Origin of the sequence: Streptomyces sp. NPDC096048, from assembly GCF_044763415.1 — a bacterium.
Classification (GTDB): Bacteria; Actinomycetota; Actinomycetes; order Streptomycetales; family Streptomycetaceae; genus Streptomyces.
The window spans coordinates 208,279-234,573 of the sequence record NZ_JBIWGG010000010.1; the positions used below are offsets into that span (position 1 = coordinate 208,279).

3 protein-coding genes (1 of these 3 only partly in view) are annotated in these 26,295 nt (G+C 74.1%); all 3 read right to left on the reverse strand.

Annotation, left to right across the window (positions count from 1 at the left end; translation table 11 throughout):
• Tightly spaced (each overlapping or abutting the next), the 3 genes in view from ACIQ6R_RS27540 to ACIQ6R_RS27550 form a layout consistent with a single transcriptional unit that may run on beyond the window.
• Positions 1-1,101, reverse strand: partial view of an SDR family NAD(P)-dependent oxidoreductase gene (locus ACIQ6R_RS27540; RefSeq protein ID WP_404224103.1) — the start only. The gene continues 12,633 nt to the left of window position 1, outside the view; 1,101 of the gene's 13,734 nt are visible here — the first part of the coding sequence; the start codon lies at positions 1,099-1,101; the stop codon falls past the left edge of the window.
• Complete coding sequence (locus tag ACIQ6R_RS27545; RefSeq protein WP_404224105.1) at positions 1,098-13,499, reverse strand: SDR family NAD(P)-dependent oxidoreductase; 12,402 nt, start codon at positions 13,497-13,499, stop codon at positions 1,098-1,100. The genes ACIQ6R_RS27540 and ACIQ6R_RS27545 overlap by 4 nt, the downstream gene beginning before the upstream one ends.
• A complete protein-coding gene (locus ACIQ6R_RS27550; RefSeq protein WP_404224107.1) occupies positions 13,496-26,278 on the reverse strand; it encodes an SDR family NAD(P)-dependent oxidoreductase in 12,783 nt (4,260 codons plus the stop codon). The genes ACIQ6R_RS27545 and ACIQ6R_RS27550 overlap by 4 nt, the downstream gene beginning before the upstream one ends.
• Between the last annotated feature and the right edge of the window lie 17 nt (positions 26,279-26,295).

A 26,295-nucleotide genomic window follows, 5' to 3' on the forward strand; every position in this document is an offset into this window, starting at 1 on the left:
GGCGAGAACGCGCCGTGCCGTCTCCGGCTCCTTGTTCACCAGGTACGCGTCCTCGTTGACTCCCGCCGCGTGCAGTACGCCGGCCAGCGGCCCGAACTCCTCGTGGGCCCGCGCCACGGCCCGCTCGACGTCGGAGCGCCGGGTGACGTCGCCCCGCACGTACACGGCCTCTCCGCCCGCCTCCCGCAGCCGGTCGAGGAGCCGGTCGATGCGTGCGGCCGGTGCCGAGCGGCCGAGCAGCACCAGGCGCGCCGCGTGCCGGCGGGCGAGGAGCAGGGCGAGGTGCCCGCCGATGCCGCCCGTGCCGCCGGTGACGAGGTGGACGCCGCGTTCCCGCCAGAGGGGGCGGGCGGCGTCCCGGTCGGGCCGGATCGGGACGAGGGTCCTGATGGCGCGCCCGCCGGGGCCGTGGCGGACCTGGTGGGAACCCGGCGTGGGCAGGGCGAGTTCGGTGACAACGAGTTCGAGAGAGGTGCGGCCGATGCCGTCCCCGGAGGGTTCGGTGCTGTGTACGGCGACGGCGTCGACGCGGCGGTCCTCCTGGGCGGCGATCTGGCACAGCCCGCCCAGGGCGTCGGCCGCCACCCGCTGACCGGGCCCGGCCGTGAGCACGGCGAGGGAGACCGGCTCCCGGGAGACGTCCTCGACGACCGTCTTCAGCAGTGCGAACGCCGCGTCGACGGCGGCGGCGCCGGACACCTCCCGGGCGTCGAGCACGACCCGTGCCGCGGTGCGCCCGGGGCCGCTCACGGCGCGCCAGGCGCTGCGCCAGTCCGCAGGGGCCTCCGCGGGGACGACGAACTGCCCTGCGGGGTCCCGGCCTTGGGTGGCGGATCCGGGGCGCAGGACGAGGACGCGGGCGTCGGCGGTCCCGGTCTGCGGGACCGGCGCGGCGGGCGTCCACGTGGACCCGTACCAGACAGTGGTGTCCTTAGCGGCTGCCCGTGTCGCCGCCTCGTCGCCCGCGCCGTCGCCGACCACGTCGTCCACCCTTGCTGCGGCGAGACGGCGGAGCAGGGCCGCGGCCTGCCGGGCGTCCAGTTCTCCCCGGCTGACCCGGGCCAGGATTTCTCGTTTGGCTTCGTGCGGACCGGTCCTCATCGATTTCCCCCGTCCCCGAGAACGAGCATGTCGTCCACCTCTTCGACCGACCTGGCGCCCTCGCGCAGGTCGTTGAGCAGTTGGAGCCATTCCTCGCCGGCGTCCGGAGGATCGCCGGACACGGCGGCTGACGTAGGCCGCGACGGCTCGTCGGCCCAGTGGCGGATGGACTCGAACGGATAGCCCGGCAGGGAGGTGCGGCGGTGTGCGGGCTCCGCTCCGGCCGGGTGCCGGTCGGGCAGCTCACCACCCGCCACCCAGTGCCGGGCCAGTGCCTCGGCACCCGCCGAGTGCGGCGGGCTCGACGCAGGGTGCCCGGCGGGCTCGCCGAGGAAGACACCCGGACGGTCGAAGGTGCCGTCCGCGCACGAACGCAACCGGTCCAGCAGTTCGCCGGTGTCCGCGACGAGCAGGGCGAGCCGCCACCGCATCGGATCCCTCCCCGCCCGAAGGGTGAACTCGATGTCGCCGAGGGGCAGATCCGGCTCGCCGGCGGCGCGCCGTGCCGTCAGCCGGGCGGCGAGGCGGGCCGCCGCGGCGCGCAGGGCACGCTCGGTGCGGGCGGACAGGACGATCAGCCGGGGTTCACCGGTGTCCGGCAGCGGAGCGCGTGGTGGCGGGATGAACTCCTCCAGCACGACGTGCGCGTTGGTGCCGCCGAAGCCGAGCGAGGTCACCCCCGCGCGGCGCGGGAGCTCTGTGCCACCGGCATCGGTGAGACGCGGCCACGGCCGGCGTTCGGCGACCACCTCGAACGGGCTGCCTTCCAGCTCCAGCAGCGGGTTGGCCGAACCGAAGTTGATGCTCGCGGGCAGCTCGCCGTGGCGCATGGCCAGCAGCGTCTTGACCGTGCCGATGAGTCCGGCCGCGGCTTCCAGGTGCCCGACGTTGGACTTCACGCTGCCCAGACCGCACCACGGCGTCACCGGTTCGTTCTCCGGACGTTCCAGGAGGTGGGCGAAGGCCTTGCGCAGCGCGCGGACCTCGATCGGGTCACCGACATGGGTGGCGGTGCCGTGGGCCTCGATGTAAGTGACGGTGCGCGGGTCGACACCCGCCCGCCGATGCACCGACGCGATCAGCTCGGCCTGGGCGGCCGGGTTGGGCACGGTCATCGACGTCACCCGGCCGCCGTGGCCCACTCCGCTGCCGCGGATCAGGCCGTGCACGGTGTCGCCGTCCGCCAGCGCCCGCGACAGCGGCTTGAGGTACAGTGCGCCCACCCCTTCGCCCCGCACCATTCCGTTCGCCTCGCTGTCGAACGGGCGGCACACGCCGTCGGGCGACATGACGCCGAGCTGGCCGAGCGCCACGAACAGCCTCGCTCCCAGATTGAGATGGACACCGCCCACGATCGCGGCGGCGCACTCCCCGCCCTGGATGGCCCCGACGGCCCGGTGCAGTGCGCTGAGCGAGCTGGAGCAGGCGGTGTCCACCGTCTCGCTCGGCCCGTGCAGACCCAGCTGGTACGAGATCCGGTTGGACAGGATGCAGTGACCGACGCCCAGGCTGGAGTGGGCCTCGCGGTCCCGGCCGATGCGGATGAGGAACTCGTCGTAGTCGTGTGAGGTGGCACCGACGAAGACACCCGTGTCGGTGCCACCGAGGCTGCTCGGACGGTGTCCCGCGTCCTCGACGGCCCACCAGGCACAGTGCAGCAGAAGCCGCTGCTGGGGGTCCATGAGTCCGGCTTCCAGCGGCGAGATGCCGAAGAACTCCGCGTCGAACTCGTCGACGCCGTCGATGAAGGCGCCCCAGCGCGTGTCGGTCGTGCCGGGCTCGCGCTGCGGATCGCCGTACACGGACCGCCAGTCGAAGCGTTCCCGTGGGATCTCCGTGACGAGGTCGGCGCCCTCGCGCAGCCGTCGCCACAGCGTGTCGCAGTCGGGTGCGCCCGGGAAGATCCCTGCCATGCCGACGACGGCGACCGGGTCGTCGGGGACGGTACGGGCGGTGGGCCCGAGAGACGCGGGGGACGGTGGTTCGGGCTGATGCCGATCCGGCGCCGGGGTGGTGGGCGGCCGGGCGTCGGACATGGACGCGGCCACCGCATCGCAGGCCCCGGGCGCGTTCTCCAGAAGGTACGCGGCCAGTTCCGCCACCGTCCTGCACTCATACAGCAGCACCTTCGGCAGGGGCCCGAACGTGCCCTCCATCGTCCGGACCATCTGAATGGCTCCGAGGGAGTCCAGGCCGTAGGCCGCGAACGCGGTCGTGTCGTCGACGGTGTCGGCCGGAACGGACAGGAACTCCGCGAACCCCTGGCGCAGATGGCGTGCGAGGCGGGCGGGTGTGTCGTCTTCGGCGGGCGGGGCCGCGGCGGGGACGGAGGTTCGGGGGGCGGCGGCCGTGGCGGCCTCCTCGGCGGCGGGCGTGGCGTACGGCCGGGCGGCCGCCCGGCCCAGCAGTACGCACTGGTCGGCCTCGGCCTCGTCGACGTCGGCGGCCCCGAACACCCACACCGGATCGAATCCCGCCGTGGCCAGCACGCGGCGCCAGCCCGTGGCGTCCAGGAGCGGGGAGCCGGGCAGCCGTCCGTCCTGGGGCGGCTGCCAGCCGGGCACCATGCCGAACATCAGGGTCAGATAGTCCAGGGCCAGGGTCAGTTCGTTGAGCGCGAACACGCCCCCCTCGGTCAGCAGCTGGCGGACCCGGGTGACCGAGTCCGCGACCGCCCGGGTGACGTGGACGACGTTGGTGGCGACCACCACGTCGAAGAAGCCGGGCTCGAAGCCCTGCCCGGCCAGGTCCCCCTCCAGGTCGAACGCCGCGTAGCGCACCGCCGTACGGGCTCCGGCGAGACGCTGGCGCGCGGTGCGGAAGAAGGCGGGGGACACGTCGGTGAAGTAGTACGCGACGGTGTCCTCGGGCAGGCCGAGCGCGTCGACGAGACGCAGGACGCGCTCGGTCGTGGCACCGGAGCCGGCGCCGATTTCCAGGACGCGCAGCGGTTCGCCGGGGCGGCGGGCGTGCTGCTCGCGCAGATGGCCCGCCACGGCGTGGGCGATCAGGTCGTTGAAGTGGTCGGCGATGCCGGTGTTGCCGTAGACACGGGCGATGCCCTCGTCGTCGCCGGGGAAGTACAGCTCGAGCGGGTTCACCCGGTCGGCGAGCACGTCGGGCAGCTGTCGTGACCAGGAGACGACCAGGTCGATGTGGGGTTCGATCTCCGGGTTGGCCCGGGCGAGTTCGCGCAGCCTCGCGGTCAGGCGGGCCTGTTCGGCCTCCTCCCCGTCGGCGGGCGGCTCGCAGGTGCGCAGTGCGCGCTCCAGGAACTCGGTGAAGTGCTCGTGTCCGGGCGCGATCTCCATCCGGTCGACGAGGTGGTCGTCGGCGCCGTATCTGCCCCGGCCGGTGTGCCGGCGCAGGACCGAGGCGGCGAGGGCGCGCCCCAGAGCGCTGAACTCGACCAGGGCACCGAGGATGCGCGCGCCCGAGTAGCCGCTCTCCTCGACGCGGGCGGCCAGTTCGGCGGCGAGCGCCGCGGTGGCGTCGGCCGTGTCGTGCTCGACTGGTGCGGGCGGCGGCTGGGCGGGTGCGGGCACGGGCGCCGCAGGCTCCCGCAGCCAGAAGCGCCGGGGTTCGAACGGATAGGTGGGCAGCGGGACACGAGGCTCCGGGCGGCCGTCCGGGCCGGTCGGCCAGTCGACCGTCTCACCGTCCGCCCAGGACCGGGCGAGCCGGCCCGTGTCGTCGGCGCGCCGGGCGTCGCGGGCGGCGGTGCCCGTCATGTCGTACACCGTGCCCGTAGAGTCCGCCTCTTCCGTCGCGAGGAGCGCCTCCAGGCCCCGGACCAGCGCGCTGCGGCTGTCGGCGATCACCGCGCAACGCGCTGCGGCCGCCTCACGGCCGTGCTGCAGAGTGGCCGCGATCCCGGACGTGGGCAGGCCGCAACCCGGACCGAGGAAGTCCAGATAACGCCGTGCCAGGGCCCGCAGCCGTTCCGGTGTCCGTGCGGAGAAGGGGAAGATCAGGGGGCCTTCCGACGGACGCGCCGCCTGCCGCACCGGCGGCTCTTCGATGACCACATGGGCATAGGAACCGCCGAAGCCGAAGGAGCTGACACCCGCCCGGCGCGGCACCCCGGGCGGCGGGTCCCAGGGCACGGGTTCCCGGTTGACGTGGAGCGGACCCTCGTCGAGACGGCAGTAGGGGTTGGCCTCCTGGAACGACGGCATCGCCGGGATGAGCCCGTGCCGCATGGACAGGACGGTCTTGACGACACCCACCAGCCCCGCGGCGCCCTCGGTGTGCCCGAGGTGCGACTTGGCGCTGCCGAGCACGATGTGCGGCTCACCGCCGTGGGCGCGCAGGGCGCCCTTGACGGCCTCGACCTCGATGGGGTCGCCGAGTCTGGTGCCCGTGCCGTGCGCCTCCAGGTAGGTGAGGGTCGCCGGGTCGATGCCCGCCTCGCTCCAGGCCCGGCGCAGCAGGGCCTCCTGGCGGGCCTGGTTGGGTGCGGTGGCCGAGCTGGCGTGACCGCCGTGGTTGACGGCGACGGATCTGATGACGGCGTGCACCGGGTCGCCGTCGGCGAGGGCCTGGCGGAGCGGCTTGAGCAGCACGGCGGCGACGGCCTCGCCGGGCACGTAGCCGTCGGCGCGGGCATCGAAGCTGTAGCAGCGTCCGCCGGGCGACAGCGCGCCGATGGCGGAGAGCTTGAGGTAGTGGCGGGGGCTGGCGATGAGATTCGTCCCGGCCGCGAAGGCCATCGAGCACTCGCCGCGGCGCAGTGACGCGACGGCCAGCTGGAGCGCCGTCAGCGAGGACGAGCAGGCGGTGTCCACGGTCAGGCTCGGACCGCTGAGGTCGAAGAAGAACGACGGGCGGTTGGCCGTCATCGACATGGCGGCGCCGATGGGGTCGTGCACGCCGACCGTGCGGCCCCGCGCGATCATCTCGTTGTCGTAGTCCTGGAAGCACTGGCCGACGAAGACCCCGGTGTCGGAGCCGCGCAGCGCGGGCGCCGCGCCTGCGTCCTCGGCCGTGGCGTGGAGAACCTCGAGCAGCAGCCTGAGCTGCGGGTCCATGCTCTCCGCCTCGCTGGGCAGGACGCGGAAGAAGGCCGCGTCGAAGGTGTCGATCGCGTCGAGGAAGGCGCCGTGGCGGCAGTCGGTCGTGCCGGGTGCGGCGGTGGGGTCGTAGTACCGGCTGTGGTCCCAGCGGTCGGCGGGCACCGGAGTGACCAGGTCGTCCCCCGCCGCCAGCCTGGCCCAGAGCGCTTCGGGTCCGTCCGCGCCGGGGAAGCGACCGCCGATGCCGATGATCGCGATGTCCTCGCGGGTGTCTGTGGTGCCGCCGGTGTTTGTGCTGCCGCGGGTGGCTGTGTCGCCGCCCGTGACGGTGTGGCCGCGGCCGGCCGCGCTGTCCCGGGCGGCCATGTCATCCGGGGTGGCTGCGTCGTCCTCCTCGGAGCCGCCGTCGGACCGTCGGGCCGCTGCCTGTCGCGCGGCGGCGGGCTCCCTGCCGCGCTCAGGACCACCGTTCCCGGTGGCGGAGCCGGGCGCGTGGCCCCTCCCGTTGTGCGCGGCCCGCCAGCGGGTCAGCTCCGCCTCGTACTCGCGGACCAGGTAGCCGGACAGGTCCGGCACATTGGGATGGCGGAACAACGCGGTGGGCGGTACGGCGACGGAGAACTCCTTGTCCAGCGCGGCGTTCAGCTCGATGAGTGCGGCCGAACCGAGCCCGAGTTCCATGAAGTTGTGGCCGCTGAGCTCACTCGGGTCAGCGGCCGCCGGGCCGGGCAGCAGCGCGGCGACGGCGGTTGCGACGCGCCGGGTCACCGCGGGCAGCAGTGCCTCGCCGTCGGGAGCCGGCACCGCGGGCGTCAGTCGTCCGGGCCGCGCCTCCGGCTCCAGCCAGAGGCGTCGCCGCTCGAATGCCGTGACCGGCAGCGGTGTCCGGAGCGGTCGGTGGCCGGCCGGGGCCTCCTCCACGACGACGTGGCAGTTGGTGCCACCGAAGCCGAAGGAGGAGACACCGGCTCGGCGTGGACCGGAGCCCTCGCGCGGCCAGTCGCCGCCGGTCAGCACGGGCCGGAACGGCGTCCTCTCGAACTGGATGCGCGGGTGTGGCTCGGTGCAGTGCAGGGTGGGCACCAGCCGGCCGTGGTGCAGCCCGAGCACGACCTTGATCAGGGAGGCGACGCCACCGGCGTGCAGCAGAGCGCCGATGTTGGTCTTCACCGATCCGACCCCGGCCGGCCGGAGCCGGCCCGCCCCCTGGTACGCCTCGGCCGCGGCGGCGATCTCGATCGGGTCGCCGAACCCGCTCGCCGAGCCGTGCGTCTCGAGGTATCCCACGCTCGCCGGATCGATGTCGCCCGAGCGCAGCGCGGCTCGGATGACCTCGGTCTGGGCCTCGTGGCTTGGCGTGGTCGGGCCGACGGTGCGGCCGTCGTTGTTGACCGCGGAGCCCGTGATGGTGGCGAGGACGATGTCGCCGTCGCGCAGCGCCCTGCCCTCTTCCTTGAGCAGGACCAGGCCCGCCCCCTCGCCCGGCACGAATCCGGCAGCTTCGCGGTCGAAGACCCGGGACCTGCCGTCCTTGGAGAGCGCGCCGGCGCGGTCCAGACCCACGTACACGAACGGGTCGAGCAGCAGCTCGACGCCTCCGGCGACCGCCGCCTCGCACTCCCCCGCCAGCAGGCTCTGCACGGCCCGGTGCAGGGCGACCAGCGAGGACGAGCACGCGGTGTCCACGGTCAGGCTCGCACCGCGCAGGTCGAAGACGTGCGAGAGGGTCGCGCCCGCCATGTTCGGCAGCGAGTCGGCCAGCAGCCGGGGCGGCGTCGGCAGTCCGGCGAGGAAGCCGCGCCGGGTGTAGTCGTTCGGGCCCACTCCCAGGAAGACGCCGGTCGCGCTGCCCGCCACGTCCTCCCGCCGGTAACCGGCGCGGTCGAGGAGTTCCTGGGTGACTTCCAGGCAGATCCGCTGTTGCGGGTCCATCCAGCGTGCCTCTTCCTCGTCGATGCGGAAGCAGGCGGCGTCGAACCGGTCGATGCCGTCGATGAATCCGCCCCACCGCGCGGCGGCCATGACGTCGGCACCCGCGTGCCGCAGCCACTCCTCCGGCCACCGGCCGTCCGGTGCCGGGCGCACGCAGTCGCGGCCGTGCACGAGGTTGTCCCAGAACGCCTCGAGGCTGGGCGAGCCGGGGAAGCGGCACGCCGCGGCGACGACGGCGATCCGGCCCCCAGCGGACGGCGCCGCGGCGGGAACGGCGGCACGGGCGGGCGCCGGAACGCGGGCGGGCGCCGGAGCGGGGGCGGCCTGCCCGGCACGGGGCGGCGTGCCCGCACCGGGCACCGGCGCGGCCGGCAGCACCTCGGTCACGAGATGCTGGGCGAGGGCCTGGATCGACCGGTGGCGCAGGAGCAACGACGGCGGGACCGGCACGCCGTACTTCTCCTCCATACCGCTGAGGGCGCGCATCGCGGCGACGGAGTCCAGGCCGTAGTCGGACAACTCGTCCTCCACGTCCAGCTCCGACTGCGGGAGCTTGAGGACGTCCGCGACGACCTCTCGCAGTTCCCGTACGACGGTGCCGAGGTCCGGCCCGCCGCCGGGCGGGACGGCTTCGGCCACCGCCCCCCGGGGTTCGACGGGCGCGGAGGCGGCCGGTGCGGGTTCCTCGCCCACGTTCTCGACCACCGACCTCATTCGTGCCTCCAGTCGCGCCGGATCGCCCTTGAGCACCACCAGTTGCGGCCCGTCAAGGGCCAGCGCCGCATCAAGGGCGGCGAGCCCCTCCGCGGTGTCCATCGGCTCCAGCCCGGCCCGCACGAGTACGTCCTGCTCGACGTCCGGGTGGATGCGCATGCCGCCGTCGCGCCACATCGGCCAGTTGACGGACAGGGTGCGCCCACGGACCTCACCACGGGCCCGCAGCGCCTCGCGCCATTCCGCGTACGCGTCCAGGAAGCGGTTGCCGGCGGTGTAGTCGGCGGCCCCCACACTGCCGAGCACGGCCGAGGCGGACGAGAAGAGCACGAAGTAGTCCAGTTCCTCGCCGCTTGTCGCCAGATCGAGCGCGCGGGTGCCCGCGAGCTTCGGGGTGAGCACCCGGCGCACCGAGTCCAGTGGCTTGGTGATGAGCAGCCCGTCCTCGGTGACGCCCGCGGAGTGGATCACCCCGGTCAGCGGTCCGAAACGGGACCGTGCCTCGGCCACGACTCGCGCCATGTCGGCCCGGCTCGCCGTGTCGGCCCGGAGGTATACGGCCTCACTGCCCGCGCGCCGGATCCCGTCGACCGCGGCCTCCTGCTCCGCGCCCGGCGCGGAGCGCCCGAACAGGACGAGCGAGACCTTCGCCCGCGCGGCCATGTGCCGTGCCACGTGCAGACCGAGGCCACCGGCGCCGCCGCTGATCAGGTAGACGCCGCCCGTGCGGGCGAGCGGGGTACGTACGGCCGCCGGGGGCCGGCAGCGCGTGAAGGACAGGACGGCGCGCGTGCCGCCGGTGTGGCGTACTTCGACGTCGTCGAGGTTCGCGGTCTCGGCGAGCAGCAGGCCGGCGAGTTCCGCGGCGGTGCGGCGGTCTCGGACGTCGACGGTCTTGACGGCCAGTTTGGGCTGTTCGAGGCGCACGCTGCGGGCGAACCCGCCGACCGCGGCGCCCGCGGGCAGGTCGCGCTCGCCGTCGAAGGCGTGGACGAGGGGCAGCGTACGGTCCAGACCGACCAGCCACGCCTGGCAGAACAGGAAAAGCGGCACCAACGCGACGTCGAGGCCGTCGAGCGGCCCGTCGGCCGGGGGCGCGCCGTCCAACTGCCACAGGTGGAGCACGGCCGACGGGGTGACCCGGTCCGCGCGCAGCGCCGACAGGAGCGCGCGGTGGTCCTCGGCGCTGTCCGGGGCGATGTCGTAGTCGTCCGGGGAGAGCCGGGTGTACTCCTTTCCAGGGCGTACCCACACCACGCGCCCGTGGCGCGAGCGCAGTTCGGCGACGCGCTCGGCGGAGGTGTCGAAGACGAGGACGGTACCGGTGACGGGCTGGCCCTCGCCGGGGCGCGGCGTCCACACGGGGCGGTAGAGCAGGGTGCGCTCGTCGAGGAGAGTCGGCGGGGCGGGCACGTTCTCCGCCGTGGCGGGCGCTGGAGCCGGTTCCGGCACCGGCGGCGCCACGGGGTCCGAACGGACCACCTCTTCCAGGGGTCCGGCGGGTTCCGGAGCCATGACGCTCTCCGGCGCGCGCACCGCGCCCGGCGGTACCGCCCTGGCCGCCGCGCCGCCGATGCCGGGCACCCAGCAGCGCTGCCGTGCGAAGGCGTAGGTGGGCAGCGAGATCCGGCGTCCTCCGGACGGCACGGTGTCCTGCCACGGAATGTCATGACCGCGGACCCAGCGCTCGGCCACCGACTCGGTGGTCAGCGGCGCGGTCGTCTCCTCCGTGGCCGGCGCGTGCTTGACCCGTCCGGACCAGCGGCGTTCCGTGCCCTCCCGCCCGGCGACGAAGTCGGCCAGGGAGCGGGTGAGTTCACCGGTGTCGCGCGCCGCGAGGGCGAGTCGTGACTCCATGGCGCGGCGACCCGCGCCCAGGGTGAGGACGATGTCCTCAATGCGGAGGTGCGGGTGGACGCGCAGATGGTCCAGGAGGCGCCGGGCCTGTTCCCGCAACCTGCCGTCGTCGCGTCCGGAGAGCGGCACGACGTACCGGTCGACGGTGCGCGGTCCGCTCCGCGCCGTGCCGGACGCGGACACGGCCGCCGGCTCCGGCAGGTACTCCTCCACCAGCACATGGGCGTTGGCGCCGCCGAAGCCGAAGCTGCTCAGCGCGGCCCGGCGCGGCGCGAGAGCACCGGTGTGCGGGTCGGTCACCCGCTCCCACGACTCGGTCCGCCGGGCGACGTAGAACGGCGTGCTGGAGAAGGGGATCTCCGGGTTCAGTTCGTCGGTGTGCAGGGAGGGCACGATGAGTCCGTGGCGCAGGGACAGCAGCACCTTCGTCAGCGAGGCGATACCCGCGGCGCCCTCCAGGTGGCCGACGTTGGACTTCAGCGAACCGATGGCGCAGAAGCCCTGCTCCCGGGTGTATCGGCGGAACGCCTTGGCGAGGGCGGCGATCTCGATCTGGTCGCCGAGGGTGGTGGCGCCGCCGTGCGCCTCGATGTACGTGATCGTCTCGGGCGGCACCTGGGACTTCTCCAGCACTTCCGTGACGACGCGGGCCTGCGCATCGGGGCTCGGCACCGCGAAACCGCTGGTGCGTCCGCCGTGCTGGGCCGCGGACCCTCGGATGACGCCGTAGATCTGGTCGCCCGCGGCGATGGCGTCGGCCAGGGGGCGTACGAGGACGGCGCCGACCCCTTCACCGGGCACGTAGCCGTCGGCGCCCCGCCCGAAGACCCGGCACCGGCCGTCGGTGGAGAGCAGGTTGCTGTCGGCCAGGCGCAGGTACTTGTACGGGTGCAGGGACAGGTTCACACCACCCGCGACGGCGGCCCGGCACTCGCCCCTGCGGATCGACTCGCAGGCCATGTGCAGGGTGAACAGGGAGGAGGAGCAGGCGGTGTCCATCGCGACGCTCGGACCCTGGAAGTCGAAGGTGTAGGCGACCCGGTTGGCGATCAGTGAGGAGGTGGAGGCGACGACCTGCGGGGTGCCGTGCTGCACCGACTCCAGGCCGTACAGCTGGTAGTCGTTCCACATCACGCCCACGAACACGCCGACCTTGGCCGCGGTGGCGGCACCGAGCGTCTCCGGGGTGTGGCCGGCGTCCTCGATGGTCGCCCAGGCGGTCTCCAGGAAGAGCCGTTCGTGCGGGTCCATCAGTTCGGCCTGGCGCGGGGAGATGTTGAAGAACAGCGGGTCGAAGTGGTCGACGCCGTCGAGGAAGGCACCCCACTTGCTGTACGAGCGTCCCGTGGTGCCCCGGCGCGGCTCGAAGTAGTCGCGGTGGTCCCAGCGTTCGTGGGGTATCTCGGTGACGCAGTCCTGGCCGTCGCGCAGCACCTCCCAGAACCGGTCCACGTCGGCGGCCCGGGGATAGCGGCCCGCGAGGCCCACGATGGCGATGTCGCCGCCAGAGGTGTCCGGGCCGCTGACGAACGCCGCGGGGGCCGGTGCGGGTGCTGGTACGGCGGGCGCGGCGGCTTCGGGCGCCGGCGCGGCTCCGACTCCGGCCGCGGTCCCGGCCGCGGTGGGTGGGGCCGCTTCGGCGGGGCTCGGTTCCATGCCCTCCTCGCGCAGGTAGGCCGCCAGCTTCCGCACCGTCGGGTACTCGAACAGCAGCGTGGGATACAGCTCCTGCCCGAGTCGTTTCTCCAGCCTGCCCGCGATGGCGAGCAGGTTGACCGAGGTCAGGCCGAGGTCGTAGAAGCCGCGGTCCTGCTCGACGCCGTCGTCGTCGCCCAGGATCTCCGTCACCAGTTCCGTGATCACCTGGTCGAGGGACGCGGCGGTGCCCGCGGGCGCGGGCGTCTCGGCCCCGTCGTCGGCGGGCTCGGGATCGGGCGCGAACGGGGAGACGGCACGCGCCGGTACCGCTCCGGCGAACTTGGTGATGTGCTCGGCCGACCGGACCCGTTTGCAGGTGAAGCCGGTCATCGAAGCGATGACGCGGCCGTCCGCGCCGCAAATGGTGATGTCGCCGGTCACCGTGTCGCCGTCGGCCATGCGCTGCGAGAGGGCCGGGACGTACACCCTGCTGTCCCGGGCCGACGACCCGGCGGCCCGGAAGGACCGGATGAAGATGGGGATGAACGGCCGGGTCAGCGCGGCCCGCTGGTCGCGCCCGAAGTGCAGGAACGGCACGAGGGTGGAGAAGTCGAGCACCACCGGGTGGATGTGGAAGTGGTCGAGGTAGGCCGCCGCGGCATCGCCGAGGGAGATCTCGGCGAGCGCGTCCCGCGGCCGGGCCCGAAGGCGCCCGCTGACCTTCATGAAGTCCCGGTGGTGGATAGAGAGCTGTCGAGCGAAGGCGTACAGTTCCTCCGCGTCGCCCTCCTCGGTGGCACCGGCTCCGGTCAGGCCCGCCAGGTCGAGGGCGGGGCTCTCGACCGGCAGGCCGAGCCGGATCTCGGCCTGGAAGTTGCGCTCCCAGGTGTCGTCGACCGGGCTGCCGTCGATGAGGGGGCGGCTTTCCACGTGCACCGGCACCGTGTCCGGCCCGGAACGCTCCCCCACAACGATCCGCAGTTCCCTGTCCATCTCCGCGGTGGCGACGACGGGTGCGATGAACAGGCAGCGGCGCAGCTCCGCGGTGGCCGGGTCGATGCCCGCGTGTCCCAGCAGCCGCAGCGTCAGGTCGAGGTGGAAGACGCCCGGCAGCACGGGCACGTCGTGGACGAGGTGGCCGCGTACGATCTCGTCCCCCGCCGTCACGACCGAGCGGAGCCGACGGCCCTCGACGGCGGCGAGGTCGCCCTCGACGGTCGAGGGACGGTGGGGTGCGGTCATGAGAGCTCCTCCAGCGGCAGGTAAGGCCGATGTGCGGGGATGCGGTGGCTTGCGGTGAGGGTGGGCTCGTCCTCGGCCAGCTCCAGATAGCGGCGGCCCCGGGGCGGCGCATCGGCGTTGGCGGCCGCCTGCGCGGCGGGATCCGCGTCAGCGGCGGGAGCCGCCGCGAGAACGGAAGTCGTCCCGGTGGCGGGCTCCACGTCGATCCAGTGCCGCACCCGATGGAACTCGGCGGGCGGCAGCGGCGCACGGACCGCCGCGCCGCGCTCGTCGGCGTACGGTTCGCGCAGGATCGCGTGGCAGTTGGTGCCGCCGAACCCGAAGGAACTGAGGCCGGCGCGGCGCAGGCCGCTCCGTGGGGTCCAGTCGCGCAGTTCGACGTTCGGGTAGAAGGGCGAGGTGTCGAAGGCGAAACGGGGGTTGGGTTCACGGCAGTGCAGGGTGGGCGGCAGCTGCCGGTGACGCAGGGCGAGGACGACCTTGTGCAGTCCCGCCATGCCGGAGGCCATGAGCAGATGGCCGATGTTGGACTTCACACTGCCGATCGCGCAGAACCCGGACGCGTCGGTGTCGCTTCTGAAGGCCCGGGTCAAAGCCCGCAGCTCCATCGGATCGCCGATCATGGTGCCGGTGCCGTGCGCCTCGACGTACGACACCGAGTCGGGGACCGCGCCCGCCATGCGCAGCGCGTCGCGGACGACGCGCTCCTGAGCGGCCGGGTTGGGTGTGGTCAGGCCCATGGTGCGGCCGTCGTTGTTCATGGCCACGCTTTCGAGGACGGCGTGGATGCGGTCGCCGTCGGCGAGGGCGGCGGCGAGCGGTTTGAGCAGTACCGCCCCGGCGCCCTCACCGGGCACGAACCCGTCGGCGTCCTTGTCGAACACCCGGCAGCGTCCGGTGGGCGAGAGAGCCTCGGCGGCGCTGAGCTTGAGGTAGGGCACATGGTCGAGCAGCAGGTCCGCCCCGGCCACCAGGGCCACTTCGCACTCGCCGAGCAGCAGCGCCTGCCGGGCCAGCCAGAGGGCGGTCAGGGACGACGAGCAGGCGGTGTCCACCACCATGTTGGGTCCGCCGAAGTCGTGGACGTGCGCGATGCGGGCGCCGATGAAGTTGGGGTTGAGGCCGGTGACGGTGGCGCGGCCGGGCTCGGGGATCCGCAGGCCGTAGTTGGTGGTGCCCGCGCCCGCGAAGACTCCGACGCGGCGTCCGGACAGCTCGTGGCGCTCGTATCCGGCGTCCCTGATGGTCTGCTCCGCGCACTCCAGGACCAGCCTGATCACCGGGTCGACATGCGCGGCGTCCGCGTCCGGGATACCGAAATACGCCGGGTCATACGCCTCTATGTCGTCGATGAAGCCGCCCCATTTGCTGCTCGAGCGGCCGGGAGTGATCGTGGGCGTGTACAGCCGCGAGCCGGACCAGCGGGTCGCCGGGACCTCCCGCACCGCGTCGTGACCGGTGCGCAGCAGTTCCCAGAAGGCCTCGGTGGTGGGGGCGCCGGGAAAGCGGCTCGCCATGCCGATGATCGCGAGGGGCGCGGACACCGGGCCCGGGGCCTGTCGTTCGTGGGCGTCCTGGTGCGCGGTCGGTACGGGGGCGCGGCGGTGGACGGCCGTCGTGGCCACCCCTCCTCGCCGCTCGGCCGCCTCGGGTTCGCTCCGGTTCTCCCTCGCCGCCTCGGGCTCGCCCCGGTTCTCCTCGGCCGACTGTGGCGCGTCGTTCGGTTCCGCCGGCAGCAGACCGTCCGCTGCACATGCCGCCAGGCCCTGCGGGTACTGCTGGAGCAGATGGGCGCCGAGCCCGGCGGCGGTCGGGTACTCCAGGACGGTGGACGGGGCCACGGGTTCGCCGGTCAGTGCCTCGAGTCTCGTGACGATACCGGCCAGCAGGATGGAGTCGACGCCGAGGTCACTGAAGTGGACGTCGGGCGCCACACGCGCACGGGGCAGGAGCACCTCCTGCGCGATCAGGTCGCGCACGGCGCCGACGACCAGGGGCAGCAGTCCGCCGGACGGCTCCTGGATGTCACGCCCCGGTCCCGGCGGGGCCCCGGACGGTACGAACCGGACGGCGGGTGCGGCGTCGGTGTTCCGGTCGCGTGCCAGAGCGATGACGTTCGGCCCGGGGGCACGGCGCAGCGCCTGCTCCAGGAGACCGATGCCCTCGTCATGGGTGAGCGAGGCGAAACCCTGCTCGGTGTAGCGGGGGCTGCGGACCTCGCCCATGCCGGCGCCGGACCAGCCGCCCCAGGCGATGGACAGATAGCGGGTGCGCGAGCCGCGGCGCGCTGCGCGGGCGGCGAAGGCGTCGAGGTAGGCGTTGGCGCTGCCGTAGTCGGCCAGCCCCGTGGAGAGGAACGGCAGGGCGGCGGAGAGCGAGGAGTACAGGACCACGAAGTCGGGTTCGTCGGCGGCGAGAAGGCCGTCGAGCACGACGACCCCCTCCCCCTTGGGTTCCCAGGTCCGGGCGACATCCGCCCATGTCTTGCGCAGGAAGACGGGCTGGTGCTGGTCGACGGAGCCCGCGCAGTGCACGACCGCGGCGATCGGGCCGAGGCCGGCGCGCACGCCGTCGAGGAAGTCCTCCACGGCCGCCCGGTCCGTGAGCGCTCCGCCGTACGCCGCGAATCGCGCGCCCCGGTCCCGCAGCTCGACCAGGTCCGCAATGCCGTTGGGCAGTCCGTGGGCGGCGCCGTCCGCCGTCCACTCCTCGACCGGCGGCAGGAGGCGGCGGCCGGTTACCGCGAACCGGCGGGCGCCACGTGCGAACAGCTCCCGGGCGAGGGCCGCGCCGAGTCCTCCGGTGCCGCCCGTGATGAGGTAGACGCGGTCCGGGTCCACCGCGAAGCCGCCGAACATGCCCGGCCCCGGCTCGTGTGCCGGCTCCGGGGGCAGGTCGACGAGCCGGGGCGCGTGGCGCACGTTGCCGCGCAGGCACACCTCGGGCTCCTCGCCCGCCGTTTCGATCTCCCGCACCGCCAGGGGCAGCGCGTCCACCGGTCCGGTGTCCCCTTCCAGGTCGAGTGTGGTGGCGCGGACCGCCGAGTACTCGCTGCCGACGGCGCGGACGAGTGCCGCCATCCGGGCCCCCCTGGTCCCGGGCCGGGGGTTGCGGTGGGCGGCCAGGCCGCGGGTGACGTGCACGATGTTCAGGTCCGAGCCGGTGCTGTGCGGGGCGCCGGGGGCGGCGCCGACGGCCTGCCGGACCAGGGCCTGGAGCAGGGCGACCCGGCCCGCCTCGTGGCCGAGCCCGGAGTCCTCGCCCATGGCACCGGGGTCCGGCGGCCCGGCGAGGTCCACGAGGTCGAGTACGGCGTCCACCCGGGTGTGCCGGGCCAGCAGTGCGGCGGCGACCGCCGCACCGTCGGCGTGGTCGTCGTAGTCGAGTTCGTACTCGTGCTCCGGGGGCAGCAGCCGGGGCAGGCCGGAGCGCTCCCGCAGCATGATCCAGTCGATGCTCTCCTCCAGGCTGCCGATCACGCCGAGGCTCTCGGGTCCGCGCAGCACGAGCAGGCAGGTGAGCCGCCGGCGCGGGGGCTGCCGCGAGGTGTGCAGGGGTGTCCAGCGGCGCTCGACGAGTACGGGATGGCGGCCACCGTCGACTCCGGTCCGGGGTGACGTGCGCGGCGTGGTGCGGGGCGCGACGGTCGGCGCGTCGCGGCGGGGACCGGGCCGCGCGTCCCCGCAGTGGCTCCGGGGCTCCCTGCTGGGCCCGTGCCGCCGGGTGTGGTCGAAGGGGTACGTGGGCAGCGGCACCCGGCGCCGGGGACGGCCCGCGTGAGCCGCGCTCCAGTCGACGCTCTCCCCCGCGGCCCAGGCGGCCGCCAGGGCGTGCGGGTCAGCGGTCTCCGCGCCGGGCACGGCCCCCGGCCCGGCCGCGCCGGTGCCCGGGTACACGCCCGGGCCGTCACCCGTGGTCAGGAACCGGTCCAGGCGGTCGCGGAGTTGCTCCACCGACTCGGCGACCAGGGCCACCCGGCTCTCCAGGTGCGGACGGCCCGTCTGGGTCGTGTACGCCAGATCGGCCAGGGCGGGCAGATCGGCCTCGTCGGGGGCGGCGAGGGTGTCCCGCAGCCGCTGTGCGTAGGCGCGCAGGCGCCCGGAGTCACGGGCGGAGAGGATGACGGTCTGCCCGGCAGGCTTCTCGATGACGGGGACGGGCGTCAACGGCGGTTCCTCCAGGACCACATGGGCGTTGGAGCCGCCGAATCCGAAGGAGCTGACGCCCGCGCGCAGCGGTGGCGCTGCAGTGTCCGCACCGGCCGGGGGTTTCCAGGGCTCGGCCGTGTCGAGCAGCCGGAACGGGCTGTCGGTGAGGTCCAGGTGACGGTTGGGGGGATCCGCGTACAGGTTGGGCGGCAGGGTGCGGTAACGCATGGCGAGCAGTACCTTCAGCAGGGACGCGATGCCTGCGGCCGACTCCAGGTGGCCGATGTTGGCCTTGACCGCGCCGAGGGCGCAGCCGCCCGGGAACCCTTCGGCGGCGCCGAGCCGGGTGAAGGCCTCCTTGAGACCACTCACCTCGACGGGGTCGCCGAGTTCGGTGCCGGTCCCGTGGGTCTCGACGTAGGTGATGCCGGCAGCCGGGACGCCGGCCGCCCCGACCGCCTCGACCACCACGTCGGCCTGGGCCGAGGGCTGTGGCGCGGTCAAGGAGTGGCCCCGGCCGCCGTGGTTGACGGCGGTGCCCAGGACGACCCCGTGCACGGTGTCGCCGTCGGCGAGCGCGGCGGACAGCCGCTTGAGGACCACGGCGCCGACGCCCTCGCCGCGCACGTACCCGTCGGCGGCGTCGCCGAAGGCGTGGCAGTGCCCGGTCGGCGAGAGCATTCCGGCCTTGGCGAGGGACTCGTACACCTCTACGGAGAGCAGTGCGTTGACGCCACCGGCGAGGGCGAGGTCGCACTCTCCGGAGCGCAGCGCGATCACCGCCCGGTGCACGGCGGCCAGCGAGCTGGAGCAGGCGGTGTCGATCGCCTCGCTGGGACCGCGCAGGTCGAGGAGGTGGGAGACCCGGTTGGGCACGATGCTGTGTACATTGCCGGTGACGGTGTGGGCGGCGGGCGGCTCGTCGTTGCCCCGCAGTACGTCGAGCCAGTCGTGCAGGGTCACTCCCACGAAGACACCGGTACGGCTGCCCGACAGGGAGCGCGGATCGTATCCGGCGTGCTCCAGGGCGGACCAGCCGGTCTCCAGGAAGAGCCGCTGCTGCGGGTCCATGGTGCGTGCCTCGCGCTGGGAGATCCCGAAGAAGTCGGCGTCGAAGGCGTCGACGTCGTCGAGGAATCCGCCGTACCGGCAGTGTTCTCGTGCGGCCGTCGCCCGCCAGTCCCAGCGTTCGGGATCCACTTCGCGTACCGCGTCATGGCCTGCCATCAGCTGTTCGAAGTACGTCTCCAGGTCGGGGGCGCCGGGGAACCGGCCGGCCATGCCCACCACCGCGATCGGCTCGCGTTCACCGGGCGCGGGTACAGGGTGCGGGGCGGGTCCCGGCAGGGCCGGGGCCGGTGCGGCTGGACGTGTGTCGGTCCCAGCGGCCTGAGCCGGGTGTGCCTCGGCCGTGGGCTGGTCCGTCAGCGCCCTGCGGACCGTTTCGTGCGCCGAGAGCGCCGCCGTCAGCTGGACCAGGGTGGGATGTTCGTAGAAGACCACGGGGGTGAGCGCGGTGCCGAAGGCGGTGTTGATCCGCTGGCAGAACTGGGTGAACAACACGGAGTTGAAGCCGAATGCCCCCCACTCGGTGTCGGCGTCGATCTCCTCGCGCGGCGCCTTCAGGAGCGTGGCGGCGATGTCGAGGAGGCTGTCGCGCAGACGCGGTGCCGCCCGGTCGTCCTGCGGGGCCACCGGCGCCGGGCCCGGCGCGTTCGGCGGCGTACCGGCGAAGGCGGCGGTGAAACGCTCCCGGTCGCCGACCCCGACGACGGTGCACCCCGGACCGCTCGCGAGCACCGCGTCCAAGGCGCGCAGCCCGGTTTCGCCGTCCATGGTCCGCAAGCCGGTGGTGGTCTCGGCGAGCGCGAGGGCCGCCGCAGGTGCGGACATGCCACCGTCGCGCCAGTGCGGCCAGGCCACCGACATGCTCACGCCGTGGCGCTCCCCCGCGGTGACCCGGGCGTCGCGCCACGACGCGAAGGCGTCGAGGTGGCGGTTGGCGGCCGCGTAGTCGCTCTGCCCCGCGTTGCCGAGAGTGCCGCTGACGGACGACATCAGGCAGAAGAAGTCCAGCTCCCGGTCGGCGGTCACCTCGTCGAGCAGCCGGGTTCCGATCGTCTTGGGGGCGAGGACCCGGGCGCTGGAGGCGTCGGACTTGTCGCGCAGGGCGGCGTCCTCGACGACACCCGCGGCGTGCAGGACGCCGTTGAGCGGGCCGAACCGCTCCTCTCCCGCGGCGACGGCCGCGGCGAGGGCGGCGCGGTCGCAGACGTCGGCGCTCACGTACAACGCCCGGCCGCCCAGCTCCTCGATACGGCTGACGAGTCGCCCGGTTCCGGCACGGGCCGGGCCGCGCCCGAGGAGGATCAAGGAGGCGTGATGGGTGCGGGCGAGCCGCTCCGCCAGGATCCGTCCGATGCCCCCGGCCCCGCCGGTGACGAGGTAGACGCCGCGCTCCCGCCAGGGTGCGGCGGGCGCGTCCGGCCCGTGCTCCAGGGGCTCCAGTACGCGCGTCCAGTGGCGCCCGTCGGCGAAGCGCACCTCCGTGCCGGGGCCCCCGGCCGCGGCCAGCAGGTCAGCCGCTGCGGGGACGTCCGCCGCGCCGCCCGCCACCTCGATGTGGACGCCCCGGAAGCCGGGGATCTCCTGCTCGGCGGAGCGGGTCAGGCCCGGCAGGGCCGCGCCCATGGGGTCCGCGGCAGCCGGGAGGCACAGCCCCGCGTAGGTGACCGGGACGCCGCTCGCGGCGCAGGCCCTGGCCAGAGCCGTGGGCAGCCGCAGTGGGTCGTCACTGAGCGCGCCCGCCCCGAGGCGGCGGCCGTCCAGTACGGTGACCCGCCTGCCGGGGACGGCCTCGCCGACGGCCCGCACAACGTCGTCCTCGCTTCGGACGACCGTGACGGCCGGGTCCTCGGGCCGCCAGCCGCCGCCGGCCAGCGCCACCACCGACGTCCGTTCCGTGGTGGTCGGGGCCGGTGCGGGCATCGGGATCGCCCGCCAGGCGGCACGCAGGTACCACACGGACGCGTCCCGGCCCTCCCGTGCCGCGGCGGGCATCGGGGCCGCGATGCCCAGGTGCGTGCCCTCCAGCCAGTACCGCGTGGGCCGGAACGGCCGCGTGGGCAGCGACACGCGTCGCCCGCCGGTGTGCCCGAACAGGGTCTCCCAGTCGGCGACAGCGCCACGCGTCCACAGCCGCCCGACCCTGCCCGGCTCGCCGCCCGCGACCAGCCGGGCCAGGAAGTCCGTCGTCTCCTCGCCGTCGGTGAAGACGTCGGCGAGGGAGGCCTCACCGTCGGCACGGCCGTAGGCGATCGCGGACGCCTCGTCCGGACCGGCGAGGGCCGCCAGGCGGTCGGCCAGCTCGGCGTGGTCCGCCACCACGAACGCGGCCCGCTGCGCGAGGGGTTCCCGGCCGACGCGCAGGGTGTGGGCGATGTCCACGAGCCGGGCGGCGCGGCCGGGCCCGGCCGTCACATGGGTGTGCAGTCTGCGGGCGTAGGCGCGCAGCCGTGCTGAGTCGGCGGCGCTCACCACGATCAGCTCGGGGCCGGTGCCGGCGGGCTCCGGGACGGCCGTCGCGGGGGCCTCCTCGACGACGAGGTGGGCGTTGACGCCACCCGCGCCGAAGGAGCTGACACCGGCGCGCAGCGGCAGCGGCCCGTGAGGTCCCTCCGGCCGCCGCCAGTCGCCCAGTTCGCGCTGCACCCGGAACGGAGTGCGGTCGAAGTCGATGTGCGGGTTGAGGGTGTCGGCGTGCAGGGTGGGCGCCAGGGTGCGGTGGCGCAGCTGGAGGAGCACCTTGGTCAGGCCCGCGATCCCGGCCGCCGGTTCCAGATGGCCGATGGCCGACTTGACGCTGCCGACGGCACACCAGCCCACCTGGTCCGGCTCGTTCGCCGCCGGATCACCGAACGCGGTCGTCAGGCCGCGTATCTCGATGGGATCGCCGAGTGCGGTGCCGCTGCCGTGCGCCTCGACGTAACTGACGGTGCGCGGTGGCACGCCGGCGGCGGTCAGGGCTCGGGAGACGAGTTCGGCCTGCGCCCGGGGGTTGGGCACGGTGAAACCGCTGGTGCGGCCGCCGGAGTTGGTCCAGCTGCCCTTGATGACGCCGTGCACGTGATCACCGTCGGCCAGCGCCCGCGACAGCGGTTTGAGCAGGACGGCGCCGACACCCTCACCCATGACGAACCCGTCCGCGTCCGCGCCGAAGGGGCGGCACCGGCCGTCGCGGGACAGCATGCCCATCTGCGCGTACTGGATGTGGCGGGCCGGGTGCAGGACGAGGTTGACGCCTCCGGCGAGGGCCGCCGTGGCCTCGCCCCGGCGGATCGCCTCGCAGGCCAGGTGCACCGCGACGGCCGAGGCGGAACAGGCGGTGTCCACGGCCAGGCTGGGGCCGGTGAAGTCGAAGTGGTAGGAGACACGGTTGGCGATCTGGTAGTTCTCGGCGTACGGGAAGGGGCCGTCGCCGGTGACGGCCGCGGAACGGCTCAGCGCGGCGTAGTCGTTGGCCATGACGCCGACGTAGACACCGACCTGCGGGCCCAGCCCGGCGCGGGTGTACCCGGCGTCCTCTACGGCCTCGTGCGCGACTTCGAGGAAGAGCCGCTGCTGCGGGTCCATCGCCTCGGCCTCGCGTGGGGCGATCCTGAAGAACTGCGCGTCGAACCGGTCGACGTCCTCCAGGAGGGCGGCCCAGGCCGAGTAGGTCGTGTCCGCGCCACCGTCCGCGGCCAGGTGGCGGCTGTGCTCCCAGCGCTGTGCGGACAGCTCCCGCACCGCGCTGCGGCCCTCGGCGAGCAGCTCCCACAGTTCGTCGACGGTGGCGGCCTGCGGGTAGCGCCCGGCGAGGCCGATCACCGCGACGGGTTCGTGCGACGTGGCGGGCTCACCGGCCGACGGCGTGCTGTCGGCGGACCGCGCGGCGGGGAGCGCGGGCGGTGCGGCCAGGGGCGTCTCGTGCGGTGCGCCGGCGAGTGCGCGGACCAGGCCGTCGACGGTGCGGTGCTCGAACAGCAGCGTCGTCGGCAGCTCGCGCCCGAGCCGCTTCTCCAGCGCCACCGTGAGGTTCACGATGTCGAGCGAGGTCAGCCGCAGCGCCTCGAAGGTGGCGTCGGAGGTGACGGGGACCTGCGGGCGGGCGAGCGTGCGTGTGAACGTCTCCTGGACGAGGGCACGTACGGATTCGAGGCCGCTGCCCACCGGGCCGGGGGCGGATGACCCGGTGAGTGGGCCGGCGGCGAGCCCCGGGCCCTCCTCGGTGCCGTGCACCCGTGCCCGGAGTGCGGCCAGGTCCGTGAGGTCCTCGGCCAGCTCCGTCAGTGCCGCGAGCCGTGCCGGGTCGGCGGCGGTCATGCTCGGGTCCTGCCGCTCACCACCGGTGTCCTGCCGCTCGCTCTCCTCGGGGCGGAAGGCGACGGCCGCCGCGTGCGCGACCGGCATGCGGTGGAGCACGCCTCCGTCGTCGTGCGCGGTGCCGTGTCCGGCGACGGCCTCCAGGAAGGCGCGGGCCGGTTCGTTCCTGGGCGTGCGGCGGTAGAGGGCTTCGAGGAACTCCGCGCCGTCCTCGCGGGCGGCGGCGCCGAGGTGGCTCAGCAGGGCGTGCTCGGCGCCGCGGCCCAGCACCCGGCAGCTCATCAGGAAGGTGTCGACGACGACGGTGTCGCTGCCGTGAGTCCGCCGGGTCAGGGCGGTGGCCATGATGCCGTAGTCACCGAACCGGTCCCGGACCTCGGCGACCCAGCAGCGTACGTCCTCTCCCTCGGTGGCGAGCAGGGCGCGCAGCTCCGCCTCGGTGCGGCGAATGGTGGAGAAGTTGAACTGGTTGGTGCGATGGGTGAGTTGGGAAACGCGCGGCAGATCCGCGTCGGCCGCCGGACGGACGTCGACGACGAGGCCGAGGCTCTCGATGAAGTCGGCGAAGGTGAGTGAGGAGTCGCGCAGTTCGTCGCGTCGGCGGCGGGCCGAGTAGTCCGCGGCGCGCCCCAGGTCCTCCGCGGTGACCTCCGGGCGGTCGAACGCCCAGACCCGCTCCAGCATCCCGGGCAGCCGTTCGGGCCGGTCCGCGGGGAAGGTGAGCGCCAGGACCTGGGGGCAGGCGGCTCGCACGGCGGCGATCTCGACCGGATTGTCGTCGAGGAAGACGAAGCTGTCCAGACCGAGGCCGAGTTCGCGGGCCAGGGCGACGAGACCGCCGGGCTTGGGCTCCCAGCCGATCCTCCAGGCCGCCAGGTGCTCTTGGCGCAGCGGCATGTCGGTGCGGCGGCGGAAGACCTCGAAGACGCCGTCCTCGTCGTTCTTGCTGGCGAGGCAGAGCAGGACGCCACGCTCGCGCAGTCGCAGCGCCCACCGCTGGAGCTCCAGGTGGGCGTCGTCCAGTGTGATGCCGTCCGGGCCGTCCTCGCCGCAGACGCCTCTCCAGAGCGTGTTGTCGCAGTCGAGTACGAGGACCTTGAACGGCGGAGCGAGCAGGCCGTGCACGGAACGCATCAGCGCGGTGCCCACGGCGGTGCAGGCGGCGTCGGTGTAGGGGATGTGGGCGTGGGCGAGCCGGGCGCGGTCGTGGTGCTCGGCGGTCTCGAAGCCGCCGCCCCACTGTTCACCGCCGGCCAGGTGGACGCCTCGCAGCTCCGCGAGACCCCGCGTGACGGTGTCCTGCGCCGCGTCGAGGGCCCGGCGGCGCACGGCGTCGGCGCCGGGCGTGGGCGGGCAGAGGTGCACGATCAGCTGGGCGCCGCCCTGCCGGGTGTACGCCGTGACGGCGGCGACGAAGTCGGCGGCGATGGTACTGAGACCGCCGTCACCCGCCAGCCAGTCCTCCAGGCGCAGCAGGACGGCGTTGCATCCGCCGGTGTTGCTGTGGAAGGCGCTCGCAGGGTCCAACAGCTCCTGAAAGACCTGTCCGTACGGGGCGAGTTCGATGCGCAGGCCGAGCCCGAGGTGTTCGTTCCAGTACGCGAGGACGGGCAGCAGCGGGTCGGTGGTGAAGGTGGCGGCGGTCACCAGGGCGGGACCTCGGCCGGCGGCCTGCTCGTTCTGCGGATCGGGCGGCGCGGGCACAGCGGTCCTGGCCGGGGTGGTGGCGTCCGCCCCGCCGCTCCGGGGGTCCTGGGTGCCGAAGGTGTCCAGGATGTGGGCCCGGCCCGGCTGCGTGGTCCGGTCCACGACACGGCGCACCAGCGCGGCGGCGACGGGTTCGACCGGTGCGCCCGCGTCCTGCCCGACGATGCCTCCCGACAGGGAAGTCGCGAGCCGTGGCGGGCGGGCCACCAGGAACCGCACCGAGGGGTACTCGACGGCGGCGCCCCGCATGAGGCCCTCGACGGCGCACTTGGCGGCGACGTAGTGGGCGCGGCCCGCGGGCGGCTCGGTCACCCAGTGCGAGGAGACAGCCAGCACGCAGCCGCCCGTGCCGGTCAGATCCTCGGCGAAACAGGACAGTGGCCCGCGGACGAGTGCCAGGCTGGCCATGACGTACGCGTCGACGCGGTCGGCCGCGGCGGTGTCCAGGCCCAGGGCGGTGACGGGTGGGCAGGCGCTGAGCACCAGGATGTCGAGCCGCCCTTGTTCGCTCAGGATGCGCTCGCGTGCCTCGGCGCACCACCGCGGGTCCGACCAGTCGCCCTGCACCAGGCGCAGCCGGTCCGCCGCCTCTCCGAGCCCTTGGCGCACCGCCTCGGCGTCCGTCCGGCTGCGGTGGAAGCCGCCGTACACGGTGGCGCCCTGGAGCACGAGTGCCTGGGCGAGTGCGGCTCCGAGTCCGCGGCTCGCGCCCACGACGAGGCCCACCTGCCCGGTGAGAGCGGTGCCCGTGCCCCCCAGCTGCTCACGGACCCGCTCCGGCTGGGGCGCGGGCACCTCCGCGCGCACCAGTGCCTCGGCCTCGACGGTGCCGGTGAGCCCGGTCCCGGTGACCCTCCCGGCCAGTTCCACTCGGCCGAACCGGTGGTCCACGGCGGTGATCCGCGCCTTGGCCCCCGGCTCGTCCGCGGGCTCCTCGTCCAGCAGGCGCACCGTGTAGCCGGAGGCGAGCGCGCGGCGCCCCGGTGCCTCCATGCCGACCAGGTAACTGGCCCAGCCGAGAAGCGCGGCCAGTTCGACGGTGACTCCGCAGGCGGCGGCGCCGGTGGTGCCGAGGAGGCGGGTGTACGCGGCCTCGTCCGGGTCGTACGCGGCGTCCAGGTGGCCCTCGGCGAGGTCGTCCAGGGGACGGTCGGCGGCCTCGGTACGGCGGCGCGTGTCCGCGGGGGCGGTCGGCAGCGTTCCCGAGGGCCGTGTCCCGTTCTCCAGTTCGAGGTCGAGGAGCGGGCGGCCGCCGTCGAGGACCCGGACGGTCGTTCGCGGTATGTCCACTTCGGCCACGGCGGTGTATTCCTGGCCGGTGAACAGGGGTGCGTGGAAGCGGGCGCGGACGGCGACCGGCACGCGGCCGTCCGCCGGCCCGGGCAGCGCGGCGAGGGCGTGCAGCACGCCGAGGGCGCCGTGCACGACCCGCTGTCCGAAGGACGTGCGCCGGGTGTAGGCCTCGTCCATGTGCAGCGGGCTGTGGTCCCCACTGGCCTGCCCGAACGCCTCGACGTCGGCCCGTGTCACACGGAACCGGCTCGCGGAGGTGGATGGCATTGCCTTCAGTCCTTCCG

Bases quoted from the DNA above. Each gene is read 5' to 3' on its own strand.
- ACIQ6R_RS27550 (WP_404224107.1), bottom strand. From the start codon at position 26,278: ATGCCATCCACCTCCGCGAGCCGGTTCCGTGTGACACGGGCCGACGTC.
- ACIQ6R_RS27545 (WP_404224105.1), bottom strand. From the start codon at position 13,499: ATGACCGCACCCCACCGTCCCTCGACCGTCGAGGGCGACCTCGCCGCC.